Source organism: Arthrobacter sp. HMWF013 (genome assembly GCF_003061105.1).
In the GTDB taxonomy this organism is placed as follows: domain Bacteria; phylum Actinomycetota; class Actinomycetes; order Actinomycetales; family Micrococcaceae; genus Arthrobacter.
Genome location: NZ_QAIQ01000136.1, coordinates 1 through 16,357, shown reverse-complemented (window position 1 = coordinate 16,357; position 16,357 = coordinate 1). Strand labels below are relative to the sequence as shown.

Below are 16,357 nucleotides of genomic sequence, written 5' to 3'. Positions count from 1 at the left end.
CAAACTTACTCGGACGCGACCAAATAGCCCGTCTCGGTTGTTTGTGGGCTAGTCCCGGCGGCCGTGGCTTCAGTGTCCGGGCAGGGCGCGGATTGTGTTGTTGCGTTTCTCGTGGGTGAGTTCGGCCAACCCCAGGGCTTCGAGCAGTGGTGGAAGGTACATTCCGAACCGTCCGCGGTAGCCTTTCCGCAGTCCGTACCAGCCACCCACCGGGTTTCCGGGGTCCCGGCCCCAGGCCTCAACGCTGCCTTCCGGGGCGGGCTTGGATTCGTCGGCAGCGCCCAGGGGAACCCAGTCTCCCTGCTCAGTCAGCCACACGTGCAGGTCCTCGATCGCCCGAAGGTGGTATTTCAGGGTGGTTGAGCCGACCTGGCAGACGAGGGCCGGCGGTTCGGCCTCGGGATCACGATACATCTGGTATTCAGATGACCCCGGGGCCGTCACCAGCTTCCACGGATCCGCCTTGGTCCCCTCGGACACACAAACCACCTGCCTTCCATCCCGATACCTTGAGCTTCAGACTATGGTCCTCCATGACCGGGCGTAAACAGTCCTGCGCTTCGTTCTGCCGGCGTCGCCATCGCAGGGTCGGCAGCCGGGTGAGCACCCCGATCCCCTATCCGGGTTTAGGAGGTGCGGTAGCGGGAAGCCGACGTGGCGAGGCCTGATTGACGCCTGTGGTCGGGAGTCTGCATCGAGATGGGAAGTATCCTTCGGCGGGGAGGAGCCGGTTTCTCGCCAGGGGTCACTGCTACTTTTCAGCCGGGCGGCAGGTGGTTCCGGTGCCGTAATGCAGCCAGTCGGGTAACGCTGTGGTGAAGGCGTCCCGGATGGCGGGGGTGTTGGTGACGGTCCAGTCGATGCGGCCGTTGACTTCGACCTCGTTCTTGTCCCATTCGAACCAGTTGATCATTTTCAGGTGCGGGAATTGAGCGGCGGTGTCCGGGCTGAAGACCTGTTCCCACCAGGCGCGTTTAATGTCGATTTCGGAGGCCCCGCCGGTGGCCGGGTTGTAGAGGGCCGCTGTTTCAGGGATGGCGACCGGCTTGCCGTGCTCCTGCCCGTAGACCTCGTAGAAGTTCGGGAGCAGGCTGTCATCGCCGTTGGCCCCGGCATAGGTGCCGGTCAGTTGGTCGGTGAACTTGTTGGCCTCGGGGATCTCGTTCTCGCCCCAGGGGTAGCGTGCCCCCCAGTGGTACAGAGACATGCCCACCCAGTCCACCGCCTCATCGCCGGGATAATACGGGGCGTAGGAGTCATCGGCCATCGTCAGGGCGCCGTCGCGGTCAGTGTCCAAGGCATCAAAGCCTGCGGTACCGGGTTTTGCTTCGTACTGGCCGCCGGCGAAGGGATACCCGCCGGCGTAATTGGGCGCCCACATCATGGCTGAGCCGGGCGCGCCGGCGTGGACAGCGGAGGCCACCGCGGTGAAGGCTGCCTTGTATTCGACAGGCTGTTGCGACCACGGGTACCAGGAGCCGTTCATCTCATGGGCGAACCGGACGATCACCGGGACGCCCTCGGCGTTCATCGACGCCAGATCGTTGACGAGCCCGGCGACGGTTTCGGGGGTAATCGCGGCCAGGCCCTGCTTGGGTTCAAGGGTCAGCAGCATCATGTGCCCATCGGCGCGGATCTGGGCCGCCGCCTGTTGCAGGTGCGCACGTTCTTCGGCCGTGTACGGGAAGTCGGCGAAGGACACGCTCACCGCGGGCTTATGTCCCAGATCCGTGGCGTACCGGGACAGCGGTTTCGCATCGAGGTTCAGGTTGACACCAAAAAGGGCCCCCGATGCCGGTACCAGGTCCTTACGGTCCGCGACCTCACATACCGGGATCGCGGAGACGTTCCGGCTTTCGGCAGCTTCCCGGTCGGTGCGGTCCCGCTCTGCCAGCCCATTGACAATCCCGGCACTGCCGAACCCCACAGCCAACACCACAACCAGTACTGGCAGCGCCCAGGTCCTCATCCTGTCGAAGATGACCGCGCGGAGTCCAGCGTCCTGATCCTTTGAAGAAGCGTCAGGCATAGCGAACCCCCTATTGACCTGCGGTTTTGCTCCATCCTAAACGCCAAACAACGCCGGCCCGAACAGATTGATCACGCCAGAGGCCGGCAGGCTGCGGCCAAGTCCCGAAGGCACGCCCGGCGCTTCCCGATGTGGCGCACTACTGCGCGCACACCAGCCCACTGCGGTGACTGCAGGAAGCTCTAGGCGAGCAACCATTTCATGGCTTCAGTCCTGGATGTGAAGAAGCGCGTTGGGCAGGGAAGGTTTTGTACGCCAAGAGACCAGTTGGCAAGGATCCGATCTACGGGGCTGGTGCCCAGTAGTGCGATGCGGGATGCGGCGCACCGGATGGTAAAGACAGACCGCGCTTGGCGGCTCAGGGATTCGGTGGTGGTCATGTCGACCAGCATTGGGTATTCCGAGTCCCGGGCGATGCTGTTTACGGCTGCCATCGCAGCCCTGGCATCAGCGGCTTCGATTCTGACTTTAGGTTCCCAGAGAAGATGAATAATCTCCTGGTTTTCCAGTGAGACTCTGCCTTTGCCGCCACTGACCACGATTGGTTCCACAGACTTTCCCCCGGTTCGTTCTTCGACGATCCTAATGGGATCTGGATATAACCGCAGGTCAGGCAGGGGGGACCACACCATGCGGCCGCGGGTGCATGCATTGACGGGGAGTTCGCTTCTGCCGGAGGATTTGCGTGGCTGGTGTTCGAACATTCCTCGATCGGGGAACACCTGCCCGGGAGCTGGCTGCGGTCTAAAGACCGAATGGGGGAGCCAGCTCCCGCCAGGTGGGGCTATGTGCACACGACTTCCTCGATGCCACACTGCGAGTAATGAGCATCTCCACGTGCTGGCCACCAGCGCAGGAGGCAACCCGCGACTGGCTCACCGAGCGCAACGGTCGACCGCTACCACCCGCGGGTCCTCAACGGAGGCGATCCTTTTTGGTATGAGATGTGCGTTGAAGAAAGCCGCCGGTCGACCTGAGCTGCGACAGGTCCAGTACTTGAGATTCTGCACCGTTTTGCAGGTGCTGGCAGGCACCTTCCTTCTATGTCGTGTGCTGTGCCTTGGTTAGGGTGCGCTCCCGAGGAACGGGGCAGAGCCTACTGGCTGCTTCGGCCAGCTCCTTCGGGCGGAAGGGTTTCGTAAGGTAAGCCGCCGCGCCTGAGGCCATCCCGGCAAGAACATCATCATCTTCGGCCCTGGCGCTCAGGAACAGGAGCGGGGCGTTGTTCAGTGCGCGAACGGCGCGGGCCACCACGTGCCCGTCCATGTCGGGCAGGCCCATGTCCAAAGTGATCAACGAAACGGCCGGATCGGCGGCCGCGGCGATCCCTTCAGCCCCCGTGGGGACCGCACGCACCTCGAAACCAGCGCGAGTCAGCACGATCCTGATCAGTGCCCTGATGTCATCATCATCTTCTACGACAAGGCAAACGCGGCCTTGATCCATTCGAGCCCCCCGGCCTTCTCGGTTGCTGTCCACCCTACAAACCAGCAAGCCGTGGCTGGCCCACGGAGTGCTCGCCCAAACCGTTGCGCAGTGGAGTCCGCCGCCGGCAACCGCGCGTTGTGCAGCCAGCGGCGGACAACCTGGGTCCGAGTACTTCCGGTCTGCTACAGAAGTTCATTGGACAGGTTCTCGCGCCGCGTCTGCTTCACGGTCACACCTATCATGGCTTCTGCTCGTTGGGACTACCAACATCAGCTGCCCTGAGGCAGACACATAAGAGTTTTTGGTGAACGAAGGAGCGCGGGGCGGGGGGTCTCAAATACACGCCGTTTTTCTGAACCTTTGCTACGTAGCGGTAAGCGCCCTTCATCGCTGACCAGGTCCCGGGGGGCCCGCAACAGGCACAAATCCGACTACTCCCAACTCCGCGGCCTTCCCGAGCCATGACCTCGGGTTAGAGACCTTTGGCATGCCGCACCTTGTGTCTTACCTCTCGACCGGCCCTGCGGGCCTCGGCGGGCCGGACGAAAACCCGTGAGGAATAGGCCATGTAGTAATCGACCGGCTGTACGGCCCTCCACCGCCAACCGCCAGGACACTGGAAGATTTCGAATGTCACGCCGCCGGCGGTTGACTTGAAGATCGCAGCCTCGCGCCCGGCGAAAGCCAGCGACACAAAATACCGGTCCGGCCAGGCCAGCAGTTCGTCGTTGTTGTAGAGCCACCAGGAGGGCCCTTCCCCACGGTCCGCGACTTCAAACCTCACGACACGCCCCTTCCACTTATCCCATCTCGAAACGGCTGCACACTTTGCTCTGCACAGCGCGGATACACCAAGGTCAGGATGAGGCATCAAGCTAAAAGACCAAAGCGAAATCCGCCAAAGAATGGCTCAAGAACGGGGGGCCAACCACCCACACCTGTGCCGCCCGTACTGATCCCTTGCACGGGGACGGCCATCCAGTCACCGTGGCCCGCTGTGACACCGGATGATCCAGGCACCACCCGACCACGCGCGTCTGTCGTTTAGATGAGCGGCTTGGCGTTTTCAGTTTGCCCACGCTGCAGGTATGCCGTGAGCTCCAGCGTGGTCAGCTGGGCGCACTGCCTGATCTGCGGGAGGTAGGCTGCGGCAAGCGGGGGAAGCACATCAAGGGGTTTGGCTGTATCCGCGTGGTCCTGCATGCAGTGGCCGAGTTGCCGGACAAGACCGGCCAGACGCCCGGCGCCGGCCATCTGGCTTGAGGTACGAAGACTGAGCAGTGCGTCCATCGCACCGTCAACGTCACCAGCGGTCAGGGACTGGCGCAGCCGCTCAACCCTGGACGGCAGCAGCCTCAGGTAGTCGCGGATGAATTCGTGCCACATCCTCTCGTCGCCTTCGAGTTCATCACGAAGCGAACCGAGCACGGAACCATCCAGGACAGGCGTCGATGAACCGGGAAAATCATAGGACATGGTGGGCGGATTCCCTGTTTCCCTGTCGGTGGTGGTCCTGCTGGCCGGGCAGGGGCCCGGGGTTGCTAGGCCGTGGCTGAAATGCATGTGACTTTGTCGTTGTTGGACTGGTCCAGGCCGATGACCGCGGTGCCGGTCGTGTGGGTCTGGTCGCTGTAGGTGGCAGTGACCCGGATGGTGAGCTGGGCTGTTGACCGGTTGGCGACGATGATTTGGGAGGAGATTTTCAGGGTCACAGTGCTGGTGGTTCCCAGGCTCACGGATTCTGTGTAGGAGGGGCCGTAGGTTCCGGTGGGCTGGAGCGCCGCGTAGGTCACCGAAACCGGCCGGGCGGCGCCGGTGGCGCTGATCGTGGCGATTTTCTGCGGGTTGTCGTTGGCGCAGGTGAAGGCCGAGAATGGCGGGCCAGGCCAGGTTGCCGACGCGGTCACTGTCATCGTCGCGTCTGCGCTTTGCTGCCACAGGGCTGATGCTGCCGGGCCGCCGAGACCCAGCATTACGGTGAGGACGAAAGCCCCCACGGCCATGGCAGCACCTGGCAGCCTGCGGAACCCGGTCACGCCTGCGCCTCCGCGGTGCGGTTGCCGGCGCGTCCCTTGCGGACGGACTTGTAGACGGTGATGGTGCCGTACCCGATCAGGGCCACGGCGGCGATGATGGTCCAGGTGTTCCGGTCCGAGTTGCCCAGGGCGTTGGCCACAAAGCCGACGTACGGGACCGCGTAGAACATTTCGCCTTGGACCTGGATTGCGCGGACGGGGTCGGGGTCGTTGGCTCCGTTGTTGTCACCGCGGGTCAGGAGTGTCTTTTCACCTTGTTGGGTGGCGCTGAAACCTACGACCCGGTGCGTCTCCACCTCCGGCCGGCCCGAGTGCAACTGGAAGGTGATCACATCTCCGTGCTGGATATTCTCAAATGCCACCGGCTTCATGACCATGAACGTGCCCGGCGGGAATTTGGGTGCCATGGAGTTGGTGAGCACCGTGTAGGTCTTGGAGCCGGTGGCTGCCGGGACCACGATCAGGATCGCCGCGGCGAACAAGGCGATGAGTATTATGGACGTGCTGGCGATGCGTGCCAGGGCGGTCCAGACGCCGGAGTTGGTGCGGGCGGCTTCGGCGGTGTCCTGCCGCGCACGGATGCCAGGGGCGGGAGCGGTGAGGTCAGCAGCCACCGGGCACCCCGCACAGCTGACGGGCGGTGAGCGTGAGCGGGATGTTCACTGCTTGTCCTTTCACTGACGCCGGGGCGTTGGGGTTCAAGGTGACCTGGAAACAGAAGACCGTGGAAGCGGTTTTGGGTACCGCCGGTGAAGTCAGACCGGCACTGGTCAAGGTCGTGTAGCCGGTGGCGGTGTTGCAGTCCGCCGCGACGGCGCCGATCTTGGCGTTGATGGTGACGTTGCCTGCCAGGCTTCCGTCACCGGTGCTGGTGACGGTCCCCCTGGCGGCGGTGACGGTGGTGTTGAAGGTCCCGCCAGCGTTGGTGTTGTTGGTCACTGCCACACCCCCGTAGACGGAGCTGCCCGGCAGCAGTGTCGTGGCCGGGGTGATGGCCAGTTTCGCAGGGGTCCCGTCGGCCAGGGTCATGGTACTCGTCTGGCCGGAAGGGACCGCGCTCATGCCCATCGTGAAGGACGCCGACTGGACGGTTCCCGGCGCGGCGGACGCGGATGCGCTCCACAAGGCGTAGGTTCCCTGGACTGTCAGGAGGCCCAGGACCACTGCCGCGGCGATCAGTGCCGCGGCTTTCAGTGAGCGCCTGATGCGCATCGGTGTCCTCCTGGTCCTGGTTCTGTGTCGATGCCGGCGGGCAGTCCCCCAGTGCCGCCCGCCGGCGCCGGATTAGGACAGGCCGGTCTGGCCTGCCACGACCTGCTGGAGCGTGTACTTCACGTTGCCCAGGTTGTAACTGGTGTTCACGTCCGAGCGGGTGGCGGTAGTGCTCTTGAATTCGAACGTGGTGGATGCCGTCACGGTCTGGGTGGGGCTGCCGGTGACAGGAGCCAGGCGGGTGGCCACGGTGTTGTCGCCCTTCTTGAGCTGCAGCGGGGAAATGGCGACGTTATCGGCGGTGAAGTTGTTGGCAGAGTCCGCGCCCGTGAGAGTGATATCCGCGGCCATCTTGTCACCGGTCAGCTTCACCGTCAGGGCCTGGGTGTAGGTCAGCTTGTCACCGGGAACCACCTTGTAGGTGTTGATGTCAATAACGGTGCCGGCGCGGTCGGTCCAAACACCGGCAGCGGCAGTGACGTTCAGGTCCCCGGAAACGATGGTGCCCGGGGTGGCGGCAGCTTCTGCGTTCCAGGCGGCCAGGGTGCCCCCACCGCCCAACAACAGTGCTGCCCCGACGGCAATCGCTGCGGTTCCCTTGATCAAAGTGCTGTTCTTCATGATGTGTCCCCTCAGAGTTTGGAAGTTTGTCTTGCTGGGAACAACAATGCAGGGCCAAACTCAGGAACCAACGGGGTAAACGATCAAAGAATCCGCAAGTTATTTGAAAGTTAAACCGCATCTGACCAGCACCTATATCCACATGCTGGGCCCTCTCCGGCCCCAAGCACATGCTGGTTGGCGCTCGACCGGGAACCTCTGAACATGCTCCTGCAAGCCTGCAAGTCGCCACCTCTTGACGTATCACTTGCATTTTGCAAGTATGAGCCGCATGAGCCTCTTCATCACCTGCCCGGTCGAGAGCGTTGAGCGCGCGACCGCCTTCTACACCGCCCTGGGCTGGACCCTGAATACGGAAATGTCCGATCACAACGTGTCATGCTTCGCGATCGCGCCCGAGCAGTACGTCATGCTCGGCAGCCGCGAGATGTACGCGAGCGTCGGCGGCTCCGAGGAGCTAGTCGGCGGACCCGATACGCCCTCGAAGGTCACGGTCTCGTTCGACCTCGGCAGCCGTCAGGCGGTCGATGAGCTCGTCGAACGCGCCGGTGCCGCCGGCGGGCGGATCGGTGATATCGACGACTACCCCTTCATGTACCAGCGCCAGTTCGATGACCCCGACGGCTACCACTACTCGCCGTTTTGGATGAAACCGGACGCCGATCCGAGCGAGTGAGCGACCTCTCCGCGGCCCTCGATATCGTTGGAGCGCGGTGGGCCTTGCTCATCGTGGAGCGGCTGCTTGACGGGCCGCAGCGCTACGGCGATCTGCAGCGCGATCTCGGCGTCCCGACGAACATTCTCGCGACGCGCCTGCGCGAGCTCGAAACGGCCGGGGTACTGTCCCGTTTGCCCCTCCGGCACAACACGCGGGCCTATGCGCTGACCGATCGCGGGCTTGCCTTGCGCGAGGCGATCATCGCGCTGGGACGCTGGGGCAGCGAAGAGGCGTAGCCGTGGCGCGGAGTCCCGAGACGCTCCGGCGAATTGGCTTGGCTCTGCCGCCTGAACCGTTGGCGATCGCGTATTGGTGGCGCTTCTGCAACAGATTCCTAAGGTCTTGCGCACACATTCCTACGGGTGCTTTTGTTTGCGCCCCCGAAGGGGATCTGCTTTGGGGAATGGAAGAGTGAAGGGCGCGCGCCGGGGAACGGGGCCCGCCTTCCCATGCGTCTGCTCATTTGTTGCTATCTGGCATAGCTTCAGGGCAACAACTTTGGGGGTAGTTATGGAGTCTTGCCCACCTTTTTGGCTTGAGCAGCACTGCAGTGAGTCGCCTCGCTGGTGCTGACCGGGTTGATCGTCTACCACAGATCGTGTTATTCCGACGCGTATCTCATCCCTGGGCACGCCCGAGCAGGTGCCCATTCCCCGGGGCGAGTGAAGGAACATGCCAGGTCCCGGGCCAGGACTGCCCTGCTGGTTACCCGCCGAAGCCCTCAAGCAGCCACGCCTCTGCCTGGTCCCGAGAGGTGAAGTATTTGATCGGGAACCCGGTCGGCAATAGGGGCAGGCGGAACATGGCGACCACCCGGTCAACCGGAGACGAACCCAGAATCGCCATCCGCGAGATGCTCGACGGGGCGGGAAAGACTTTTCGGGCGGCCGCAGAGTGGGTCACTCCCTGAATTTCGACCAGCATCGGCAACCTGGCGCCCTGGCCCAGCGAGGCAATGGCTTCGAGGGCAGTGTTGGCCACATCGATGCCGACGTACGCCCCTCGGCTCCAACGCAGGCGAAGGACTCCCCCGGACAACTCCATCGTGCCTTTGCCCTTGATATCCACCTTGTTCATGCCGTTCCTTGTCCTGAGAGCTCCACTCACAGAACCTGACGGTAGCCCATAGGCGTCCGGCACAGGAGCACCGCCCGCCTTGGGAATGTCGATACGCCAGCCAGCTCACGTAGCCTAGGGGCAAAGCTATTGGGGGTAACGATGACTTTGACACCGGCCGTTGGCATTCTCGGCATCTTGTACAGGGTCTTCACGATCGCCGTCGCCGTCCTGGCGGTTTATGCCCTGGTTCTGGCCATTATTTTCCTCCGGTTGCGTATTGCCGAACTGAGGCGGGCTTCGCGCACCGGGGATACCCCACTGAATTGATGGTGCAGACGAAGCGGCCGGCACCGAACCCGGAGTGGGTCCTGATGTACCGGCAGGGCATTCCGGCGCCGAAGATCGCTGCCATCGCCAGCGTCGCAGCCACCGTGGTGCGCTATCACCTGGCCATTGCGGCGAAGCAGGCACCGGGCCTGCGCGAGGACCACAAGGAAGCCCTGCCACCACCACCGCCACGGGTGACCGATGCGGGGCGGCGGAACCTGGCCGACATCCTGGCGCTCTACGCGGCCGAAGGCCGGCTTCCGGTCAGTGGACGTTCTTCCCAGGAGTCGACAATGGCTGGATGGCTGACCCGGTGTCGGAAACAGGCAGCTGAAGGGATCCTCTCGCCCGTCTATGCCGAGGCCTTGGCCGTGATTCCCGGCTGGCGGGACTACCCCACGAAGCGGGACACCGACGCGGCCCGGTGGAAGCAGCGGCTGGCAGAGGTCGCCGCTTACCTGGCCGCCGGCCACGACTGGCCCCGGCACAATAAGACCGATGACCAGGCCGAACGGACCCTGGGCGTGTGGCTGCACACCCAGCGCATCGACCGCCGGGCCGGCAAGCTCACCGCCGCCAAAGAAAAGCAACTCAACGACGTGATTCCCGGCTGGCAGCAAGGACGATGGGGACGTGGAACCACCAGCCGGAAGAGCGGCACCTGGTACCCGGGCCCTGGTTCGGCCAACGACGAAATCCCCTGGCTGCAGGCTCAGCCCTACTGCTGACGCCCAGTCCGTGGGCCGGTCCCCCAATGGGTAGAACCGGCCACGGCGGGTGGCCCGACTGCTTGAGCCACCAGCACCTGTCACCGCCTATCGACGCGGCAGGTGAGCTTAACCCCGGTGCCGGGCGGATCCGCCCTGCCGGCGGGAGTAGTCGGCGGCGACAATGCGAAGAAGTCCGCTGGCAGTGGTGGGGTCATGTGTCTGGAGGTGCGCGCCAACTGCTTGCCCCAGCCAAACGGGTTGCGTCCAGGGACGAATGGACAGTGGCGAAAGGACTCAGGCACTCTGCCCGAGGAGGTCACGCCGAGGGTGACGTAGTCAGCGCGGGGCCGTTTCGGCAGGCGTCATGGCGGAGCCTCTTCTTAAGTGCCGGACTGGCTGTCTGCCCAACCATGTGTAGGAGCACTATACCCGGCCCGGGCACCACACGACGCTCTCGATGCCTGCTGCCGCCTTCATGGTCGGTAGTCGGCGATGCGGAACCCACTTACTGGCATCTCATCAAAGGATCCTTTATCAAGACCGGCCGGGTTCATCGTCAACTATTTTCTAAGCCCTGCCTTCCAGCGGTTCCAGCGAACCGTGCGTCGTCTCAACAATGTGTCTCAACTGATCCATTCTCAACAAAGGGAGAGTGGGCCTTTGATGAGCCATTGAAGTTGCTTTGGGGAGTATTGGATAAGGCAAGGTCAGCACCGTTGTCAGGAACGGCAGCATGCCGCGTTGAACGCTGCGGCTGTCACAGGTTCTTCTCCGACCCTGGTGCGAGTAGCTCGAGGACCAGTCGACCAGCACAGAACAAGATGCTCCATCATCTGCAGGACGTTGACGAGGTTGTTGGAGGACGTCAACTGAACAAAGTTGTTCCCAGCTGCCACACCAGAAGAGCTGATGCATGGCCCGACCGGCAGGCCGTGCCTCCTGCTACGGGGTCTCCCCCGCCCTCTCCCTCTGGCGCCAGCCGAAATCCCGGCTCGCTTAATAGCCCAGGTGTGTTAATTTCCCCGGGCGATACCTGCGCGCCCCTGCGCAGGCGCTCGATTAACATTGGTTGCAGGTCACCTAGGCGGCCAGCCGTCGTCCTTATTCCGCTAGAGGTTATGCCGTCCATTTCGGGATCAACAATCCTTCATGCCATAAGACATGCCATATTTCATGTTGGACGGCCAACTGAAACAAGACTTGGAAAAGCCGCCATTAGACCCGCCCGACACGAGGCTTATAATCACGCTGCACTGTCAATAGGTGACGCAACCACTCGACACGTCTGACGTCAGGGGTCACGACAAGCAGGTCCATGGGCGTGGAAGGAAACAGGAGCGATCATGGGTCAGACAATGTAAGTGCCTACAATTGCAACGGCGTGAACCACAGTGTGGAGCCCAACTTAAGCTCCAATGCGTTTCCCCACCAGAGATCAGGTAGGGAGACGGACATAACGTCCCGCCATGTCTATGATGTGGCGCACCGTGTATGACGCTGCCCTACGAACTGTTACTACTCTTACGCGTGTCACTGCCAACATTCCTAAAGGAGCCCACATACCGTTGACAGCAGGACAACATGCACCCCACCAAGTAGGAGAGTCGTCAGCCGATGGCACGATCGCTGGAAACCCCCGTACCCCCGAAACTCCAAGCAACACGGGCCCTTGACCGTGTTGTATCTCTGGCGAACGGCAAAGGCGGAGTCGGTAAGACGACCACTGCAGCCAACGTTGGCGGTTACGTGGCGCTGGCCGGCTCGCGTGTGCTGCTGATCGACCTTGACCCGCAGGGCGATCTGGCCCGCGACCTCGGATATGAGCGGCAGACAGGGAGGGAATTCTTTCAGGCCCTGATCGCCGGTACGCCGCCGATGATCCTCCGCAATGTTCGGGAAAACCTTGACGTAATCCCGGGCGGCCAAGACCTTGAAGACATCCAGGGACTAATGGTGTCTCGCTCCAGCCGCTCCGGCGCCGGCGACTTCGGCGACATGCTCTACGCCGTATTGGCCCCGTTGGCAGACGAGTACGACTTGATCCTGATCGACACCCCGCCGGGGGAGCGGATCCTCGTAGAAGGTGCCTTCGCGATCTCCAGTGCAGTCGTCATTCCTACCCGGTCCGATGATGCGAGCATCGACGGTGTCGAACGCATTGCACGCCGCTTCATGGCCGTACGTGACCGGAACCCGTCCCTGCAGTTGGCAGGCATCGTCTTGTTCGGTGTAGGACCGCGCTCCATGCGCCTCGAACGCAGCGTCCGAGACACCTTGGAAGAAATGCTCGGCACCGTCGCCCCGGTCTTCGCCACGCGCATCAGGAACCTCGAGAGCGCAAGCGCCGACGCCCGCCGAAAGGGCTTGCTCTTCCACGAACTTGAAGGTGCCGTTACCGACGCTCAGAAGAACCGCCTGAAGGCGCTCCGGGCGGGGGAGAAGCCGACGGACGGCTTCTTCTCGCGAAATGCCGGGGGACTCGCTGAAGAGTACGAGCAGCTGACCGGCGAGATCCTCGCCCGACTAAACGAGATCGAAAGCGGGAACGAAGCATGAGCGGCCGACAGAACCTTGCGGGCGCATTCGCACCTGTAGCGCCTGCCCGGGGTGCAGCACTCCAAGGGTTGCTGGCTCCGAAGCGGGGGAGGGGCGCTCCTGCACCGGAACCCAAAACCGGAGAGTCCGTAGAGACAACGGCCCCTAAACTTATCCAGGTGCAGCCAGCAGCACCCGAACCCGCACCGCTACCTATTCAGCAACGGCAGGCGGATATACGCCCAGCTGAGCAGGCACCTGTTGAGAAAGCACCCCTTGAGGCGGCCCAGGAAGAGCCCGCGCCTACAGTCGTCAAGGCCCCAAAGGCCACCACGCGGCATCGCCCTGGTGCCAGGAATACAGCTAACGCAACCAAAGCCTCCGAGCTGGTTCCCGGGGCGCTGCGCAACGTCGGGGTATACCTGCCGCCGGCGCTCCTGGTGCAAGTGAAGGATGCCGTCTACCAGGAACGGACCACGTACGCGGACCTGTTAATTGATGCCTTCGAAGCGGTCGACGACAATCAGATCGCCAAGGAGTTCACTCCCGAAACCACGCTAACCAGCTCCGGCATGCCCCGCCGTGCACCGCGAAAACGGGGCGAAGCCGGCATCCAGATCCAGCTGCGCCTCGACGGGCTTCAGGTCGCTTGGCTGGATGAGAAGGTCGCCGAGTTCGACGCACCGTCACGCAGCGCGCTCGTCTCGACCGTCCTCAAGCTTCATATTCACGCGGGATCGCCTGCAGGAGAGTAATCCAGGAGCTCTTTGGGACAAGCATGGCTAGTCTTCCAGTAGTGCTTATGGCATGACTTATGGCATGAAAACGAGAGTGCGAAAGCTACACCGGGGGAGTGGAGGCGGCGGCCGGCCCATCGGCACCCGTGTATAGTCCGGGCATAGGTCACAACCGACACGCCTTTGGCGCTGACCCTCATCCTGTTCTGTTGAAGGCCATGTCGGACAGCAACCATTCATCGGGTGGCCCCTCGAACATTTCCCAGGGATAGTCTTCGTCGGGGGAGAGCAGCTCCGGGACCGTATTGACGTTTTTGGCGAGCCATTCCCGCCAAATGATCCGGTCATTGCGGTAGCGCTGTAACTGGGCTGCCACCGCTTCGAGGACCCCGAATTGTTCGGCCAGCTGTTTCAGTGATGTCCCGGCCACAACTGACCAGGCCCGGCTAGGACTGCGGACAGCCAGGTTCCATGCAGCGAGGACCTCCAAGGCTTCGTGCACTGCGGATCTGGAAAGCCTGGCAACCCGCACAATCTCGGCGATGGGCATCCCGGGGGAGTGCTCCAGCGCTTCGTAAACGAACGCGGCCGGTAGCCCCAGTTCCCGGAAAACAGGCCGCAGCGCGTGGATTTTCCCTTTCTGCCAAGTAGCATCCTCGGCAACACTTCTCAGCTCTTCGGGAACGGTCAGCATGTAGAGATCGCCTTTAGTTCCCCTGGCTTCTTCAACGAGGGTGATTAGGGGGTCCTTCTCCTCACGCAGCTGCCTCAGATGCAGCCCAACAGTCGTGTGATCAAGACCTGTAGCCACCGCAATGGAACGGACCCCGAATTCAACAAAGCGGGACCCTGTCATGTGGGCTGCTTCCCCCAGCGCCCTGAGCACCATTCGTCGCCCCATCCCGGTCCTGATTTGCTGGTAGTTCACCTCCCGGATCCTGAGCGCACTGCGCCACGTCCGGATGAACCGATGCTCTGCATCGGGATTTGAAATTGAGGAAGATCCCTTTACCCCCGGCGCCTGTGTAATTGGCTGGCTTGTGGGGGATCTGCGGACATTGTTTTTCTCGGTTCCTTCTGCCTGATTTTTGCTGAGGTAGCTGAGGGCGTTCGACCAGTCTCGGCGCAGTGACGGGAGGCGGTGGCGGGCTGCATAGCGGGCGTAGAAAGAGGCAAGTCCAGGCCAGGTTCCCTGCAGAATCCGACGTTCCACATCCAGCAGCTTCAAGCCGGCAGCCGCGGCACTGAGGATGACAGCCTGGCGGGCCTCGGAGTCAGAGGCATAGCGATTGGTGTCGTACATCCCGGTCTGGGCTAGCACCTGCATCGCGCGGGACATGCGCCCGACCGGCTGGTCGATTATGGGTGCGTCCGAGGTGGTAGGCGTAAAGGTCCCTTCCTGGCGCAGCGCCCGAACCGCCTTGATCTCTGCAGACAGGTCCTTGACCATGGCATCCCAGACCGCGGCCCTGTTGGGACGGCGGGCGATGTCGTAGGCCACCGACAGGCTCATTGCCAGTTCCTGGTGCCCGCCGCGTTTGTGCGGCGAACCGGGGGTTCGCATGCACCCATGAAGCAGATTCTGGTGCGGGGTCTTATCCAGGGTCCGGTAGCGGGTGCCCAGCGCCTCGACGAGGTCACGTGCTTCTGAAAAGGTGACCCGCCGTGCGAGGGGAATGTAGACGTGGCGACCGCCGTTGGGGGAGTAGTCCTCAATCCAGCGGGCCCCAACCGAGTGCAGCCAGGACTGGACCGCTCGGACGTCGGCCTGTACCCAATCGAGTCCGGCCACTGAGGAGTCAAAGTCGAGAAAGATTGCCGCGCAGGTTCCGTCCTTACCGAAAATTTTCACGGCCGCTGGCAGCGAGGGGAGTGCTTCGGTCAGGTTCCGTTCGTGCTTCTGCGGGTACGTTTTACCTGCATCACGAGACAGGCGCATTCTGGGCTGGCCGGCTAGTAAGGGAGCTAGAGCTGCCCAAACGGTTGCAGGGTCGTCTGGCTGCGTTGACACGCCAACAGCGGGGCGTGCTGGCAGCACGGAGACGTGCTGATGTACGATGTGGGTAATCCTTTCGGGGATTGAGGTACGAAAAAGGGCCGATCCTGCCAGATCGGTTTCATAGCAACACAAAGGATGGCCTGTTCAGGCTCTCCACGACTTACAATCTGATCCGCCGGCAAGCAATCCAGAGGGTAAGTCTCAAGCTTCGAAGGCCCGCCTAGTGCGGGCCTTCTTTTTGTTATGAGGCGATGCGGATGGGCAGCTCCTGCTGGTAGTCATCCTGGTCGAGTGCGGCCAGATCCTCTTGCAGCTTTGGCTCTACAACGGACAGAACGTATTCAGTGACGGTTAGACCCTTGTGGGCGGCCACCTTGGCGATCCCGTCAGCGGTGTGTTCCTGTGTGCGAAAACCAATGAACTTACGCAGGCCTTTACTGGGGCGCCCGCCGCCTCGATTTACTGCTACTGCCGTCATGTGCTGTGTCCTTTGAATTTTGTCCCCGCTAGAGCGGTTACAGCTTCATCGTTGTATTGCCTGCCGCTCAAACTGACCGGGTTGTCATTGCGACTGCTCTGAAGCTATCACTGGGCAATTGACGGCACGGGGATTTGTTTTCAGAAAACGGTAGCGTGTCGCGTTTGTGACTTTGAGCTCGATCTTGGACTCGGTACGGGGACTGGTTTCCCAACAGCAACCGCTCAGCAGTTAGGGGTGGGCCAATGACTGGTCTGGCCCAAGGTTGACGATCGGTTACGTGCCGGCCCAAGCCCTTCAGTCCTCTCAACGTGTTCAGCACACCAACTTCGTCCTCTCCTGTGACGGGCAGCCCGGTGGGTTTGATGCTGGAGCCACCCTTGGTGCCATCTGCTAGCAGAAGCTTGGGGGAGCAACGTGCTGCGCCCAGGCTGCGGCAGGCGGCAGATCTGTTCAGCCCGCCCGCCC

At 62.4% G+C, this 16,357-nt stretch carries 19 protein-coding genes; 6 read left to right on the top strand and 13 right to left on the bottom strand.

The features are described from left to right. Positions 1 to 69: 69 nt before the first annotated feature. From DBR22_RS06365 to DBR22_RS06320, 10 genes are all read right to left on the bottom strand, one after another. Positions 70 to 480: a DUF6855 family protein gene (locus tag DBR22_RS06365; protein ID WP_108598306.1), complete on the bottom strand. Its 411-nt coding sequence runs from the start codon at positions 478 to 480 to the stop codon at positions 70 to 72. A 271-nt stretch (positions 481 to 751) separates the two neighbouring features. Beyond that, on the bottom strand, positions 752 to 2,029 hold the full coding sequence (locus DBR22_RS06360) for a glycoside hydrolase family 26 protein (protein ID WP_108598305.1): 1,278 nt from the start codon (positions 2,027 to 2,029) through the stop codon (positions 752 to 754). Between the two features lie 182 nt (positions 2,030 to 2,211). Then, positions 2,212 to 2,580 (bottom strand): DUF7793 family protein, encoded by a 369-nt coding sequence (locus DBR22_RS06355; protein ID WP_219928082.1) that lies wholly within the window; start codon positions 2,578 to 2,580, stop codon positions 2,212 to 2,214. A gap of 490 nt (positions 2,581 to 3,070) precedes the next feature. Further along, positions 3,071 to 3,409 (bottom strand): response regulator transcription factor, encoded by a 339-nt coding sequence (locus DBR22_RS06350; RefSeq protein WP_375134912.1) that lies wholly within the window; start codon positions 3,407 to 3,409, stop codon positions 3,071 to 3,073. Between the two features lie 520 nt (positions 3,410 to 3,929). Next, positions 3,930 to 4,241: a hypothetical protein gene (locus DBR22_RS06345; RefSeq protein ID WP_108598302.1), complete on the bottom strand. Its 312-nt coding sequence runs from the start codon at positions 4,239 to 4,241 to the stop codon at positions 3,930 to 3,932. Between the two features lie 260 nt (positions 4,242 to 4,501). After that, a complete protein-coding gene (locus DBR22_RS06340) occupies positions 4,502 to 4,933 on the bottom strand; it encodes an Hpt domain-containing protein (protein ID WP_108598301.1) in 432 nt (143 codons plus the stop codon). Between the two features lie 65 nt (positions 4,934 to 4,998). Further along, positions 4,999 to 5,493: a hypothetical protein gene (locus tag DBR22_RS06335; RefSeq protein WP_108598300.1), complete on the bottom strand. Its 495-nt coding sequence runs from the start codon at positions 5,491 to 5,493 to the stop codon at positions 4,999 to 5,001. Continuing rightward, positions 5,490 to 6,107, bottom strand: coding sequence for a signal peptidase I (locus DBR22_RS06330; RefSeq protein ID WP_108598299.1), 618 nt, complete (start codon positions 6,105 to 6,107; stop codon positions 5,490 to 5,492). Before DBR22_RS06330 ends, DBR22_RS06335 begins: the two co-directional genes overlap by 4 nt. After that, entirely contained in the window at positions 6,097 to 6,705 is a 609-nt protein-coding gene (locus DBR22_RS06325) for a SipW-dependent-type signal peptide-containing protein (RefSeq protein ID WP_108598298.1), read from the bottom strand. Before DBR22_RS06325 ends, DBR22_RS06330 begins: the two co-directional genes overlap by 11 nt. Positions 6,706 to 6,777: 72 nt before the next feature. Beyond that, positions 6,778 to 7,326 carry an alternate-type signal peptide domain-containing protein gene (locus DBR22_RS06320; protein ID WP_108598297.1) on the bottom strand — a complete coding sequence of 183 codons (549 nt, stop codon included), beginning with the start codon at positions 7,324 to 7,326 and terminating at the stop codon, positions 6,778 to 6,780. A 271-nt stretch (positions 7,327 to 7,597) separates the two neighbouring features. Here DBR22_RS06320 and DBR22_RS06315 point away from each other — a divergent pair, with 271 nt between their 5' ends. Beyond that, positions 7,598 to 8,002, top strand: coding sequence for a VOC family protein (locus DBR22_RS06315; protein WP_108598296.1), 405 nt, complete (start codon positions 7,598 to 7,600; stop codon positions 8,000 to 8,002). Next, a complete protein-coding gene (locus tag DBR22_RS06310; protein WP_108598295.1) occupies positions 7,999 to 8,280 on the top strand; it encodes a winged helix-turn-helix transcriptional regulator in 282 nt (93 codons plus the stop codon). The genes DBR22_RS06315 and DBR22_RS06310 overlap by 4 nt, the downstream gene beginning before the upstream one ends. Positions 8,281 to 8,749: 469 nt before the next feature. Here the strand turns inward: DBR22_RS06310 and DBR22_RS06305 are convergent, their stop codons facing one another. After that, positions 8,750 to 9,121, bottom strand: coding sequence for an STAS/SEC14 domain-containing protein (locus DBR22_RS06305; protein WP_108598294.1), 372 nt, complete (start codon positions 9,119 to 9,121; stop codon positions 8,750 to 8,752). Between the two features lie 141 nt (positions 9,122 to 9,262). On the opposite strand from DBR22_RS06305, the gene DBR22_RS23725 reads away from it, so the two are divergent. From DBR22_RS23725 to DBR22_RS06290, 4 genes are all read left to right on the top strand, one after another. Then, positions 9,263 to 9,430, top strand: a complete 168-nt coding sequence (locus DBR22_RS23725; protein WP_181365053.1) for a hypothetical protein — start codon at positions 9,263 to 9,265, stop codon at positions 9,428 to 9,430. Continuing rightward, positions 9,430 to 10,158 (top strand): helicase associated domain-containing protein, encoded by a 729-nt coding sequence (locus DBR22_RS06300; protein ID WP_108598293.1) that lies wholly within the window; start codon positions 9,430 to 9,432, stop codon positions 10,156 to 10,158. The genes DBR22_RS23725 and DBR22_RS06300 overlap by 1 nt, the downstream gene beginning before the upstream one ends. Positions 10,159 to 11,754: 1,596 nt before the next feature. Next, positions 11,755 to 12,696, top strand: coding sequence for a ParA family protein (locus tag DBR22_RS06295; protein WP_108598292.1), 942 nt, complete (start codon positions 11,755 to 11,757; stop codon positions 12,694 to 12,696). 158 nt (positions 12,697 to 12,854) lie between these two features. Continuing rightward, complete coding sequence (locus tag DBR22_RS06290; protein ID WP_258229058.1) at positions 12,855 to 13,430, top strand: hypothetical protein; 576 nt, start codon at positions 12,855 to 12,857, stop codon at positions 13,428 to 13,430. Positions 13,431 to 13,608: 178 nt separating this feature from the next. Here the strand turns inward: DBR22_RS06290 and DBR22_RS06285 are convergent, their stop codons facing one another. Both DBR22_RS06285 and DBR22_RS06280 read right to left on the bottom strand, forming a co-directional pair. Further along, on the bottom strand, positions 13,609 to 15,264 hold the full coding sequence (locus tag DBR22_RS06285) for a MarR family transcriptional regulator (protein ID WP_258229057.1): 1,656 nt from the start codon (positions 15,262 to 15,264) through the stop codon (positions 13,609 to 13,611). 388 nt (positions 15,265 to 15,652) lie between these two features. Further along, positions 15,653 to 15,889, bottom strand: coding sequence for a hypothetical protein (locus DBR22_RS06280; protein ID WP_028272859.1), 237 nt, complete (start codon positions 15,887 to 15,889; stop codon positions 15,653 to 15,655). Between the last annotated feature and the right edge of the window lie 468 nt (positions 15,890 to 16,357).

Coding starts and splice junctions, on each gene's coding strand:
- DBR22_RS06300 (WP_108598293.1), top strand. CDS start 9,430: ATGGTGCAGACGAAGCGGCCGGCACCGAACCCGGAGTGGGTCCTGATG.
- DBR22_RS06305 (WP_108598294.1), bottom strand. CDS start 9,121: ATGAACAAGGTGGATATCAAGGGCAAAGGCACGATGGAGTTGTCCGGG.
- DBR22_RS06340 (WP_108598301.1), bottom strand. CDS start 4,933: ATGTCCTATGATTTTCCCGGTTCATCGACGCCTGTCCTGGATGGTTCC.
- DBR22_RS23725 (WP_181365053.1), top strand. CDS start 9,263: ATGACTTTGACACCGGCCGTTGGCATTCTCGGCATCTTGTACAGGGTC.
- DBR22_RS06360 (WP_108598305.1), bottom strand. CDS start 2,029: ATGCCTGACGCTTCTTCAAAGGATCAGGACGCTGGACTCCGCGCGGTC.
- DBR22_RS06295 (WP_108598292.1), top strand. CDS start 11,755: ATGGCACGATCGCTGGAAACCCCCGTACCCCCGAAACTCCAAGCAACA.
- DBR22_RS06315 (WP_108598296.1), top strand. CDS start 7,598: ATGAGCCTCTTCATCACCTGCCCGGTCGAGAGCGTTGAGCGCGCGACC.
- DBR22_RS06320 (WP_108598297.1), bottom strand. CDS start 7,326: ATGAAGAACAGCACTTTGATCAAGGGAACCGCAGCGATTGCCGTCGGG.
- DBR22_RS06280 (WP_028272859.1), bottom strand. CDS start 15,889: ATGACGGCAGTAGCAGTAAATCGAGGCGGCGGGCGCCCCAGTAAAGGC.
- DBR22_RS06325 (WP_108598298.1), bottom strand. CDS start 6,705: ATGCGCATCAGGCGCTCACTGAAAGCCGCGGCACTGATCGCCGCGGCA.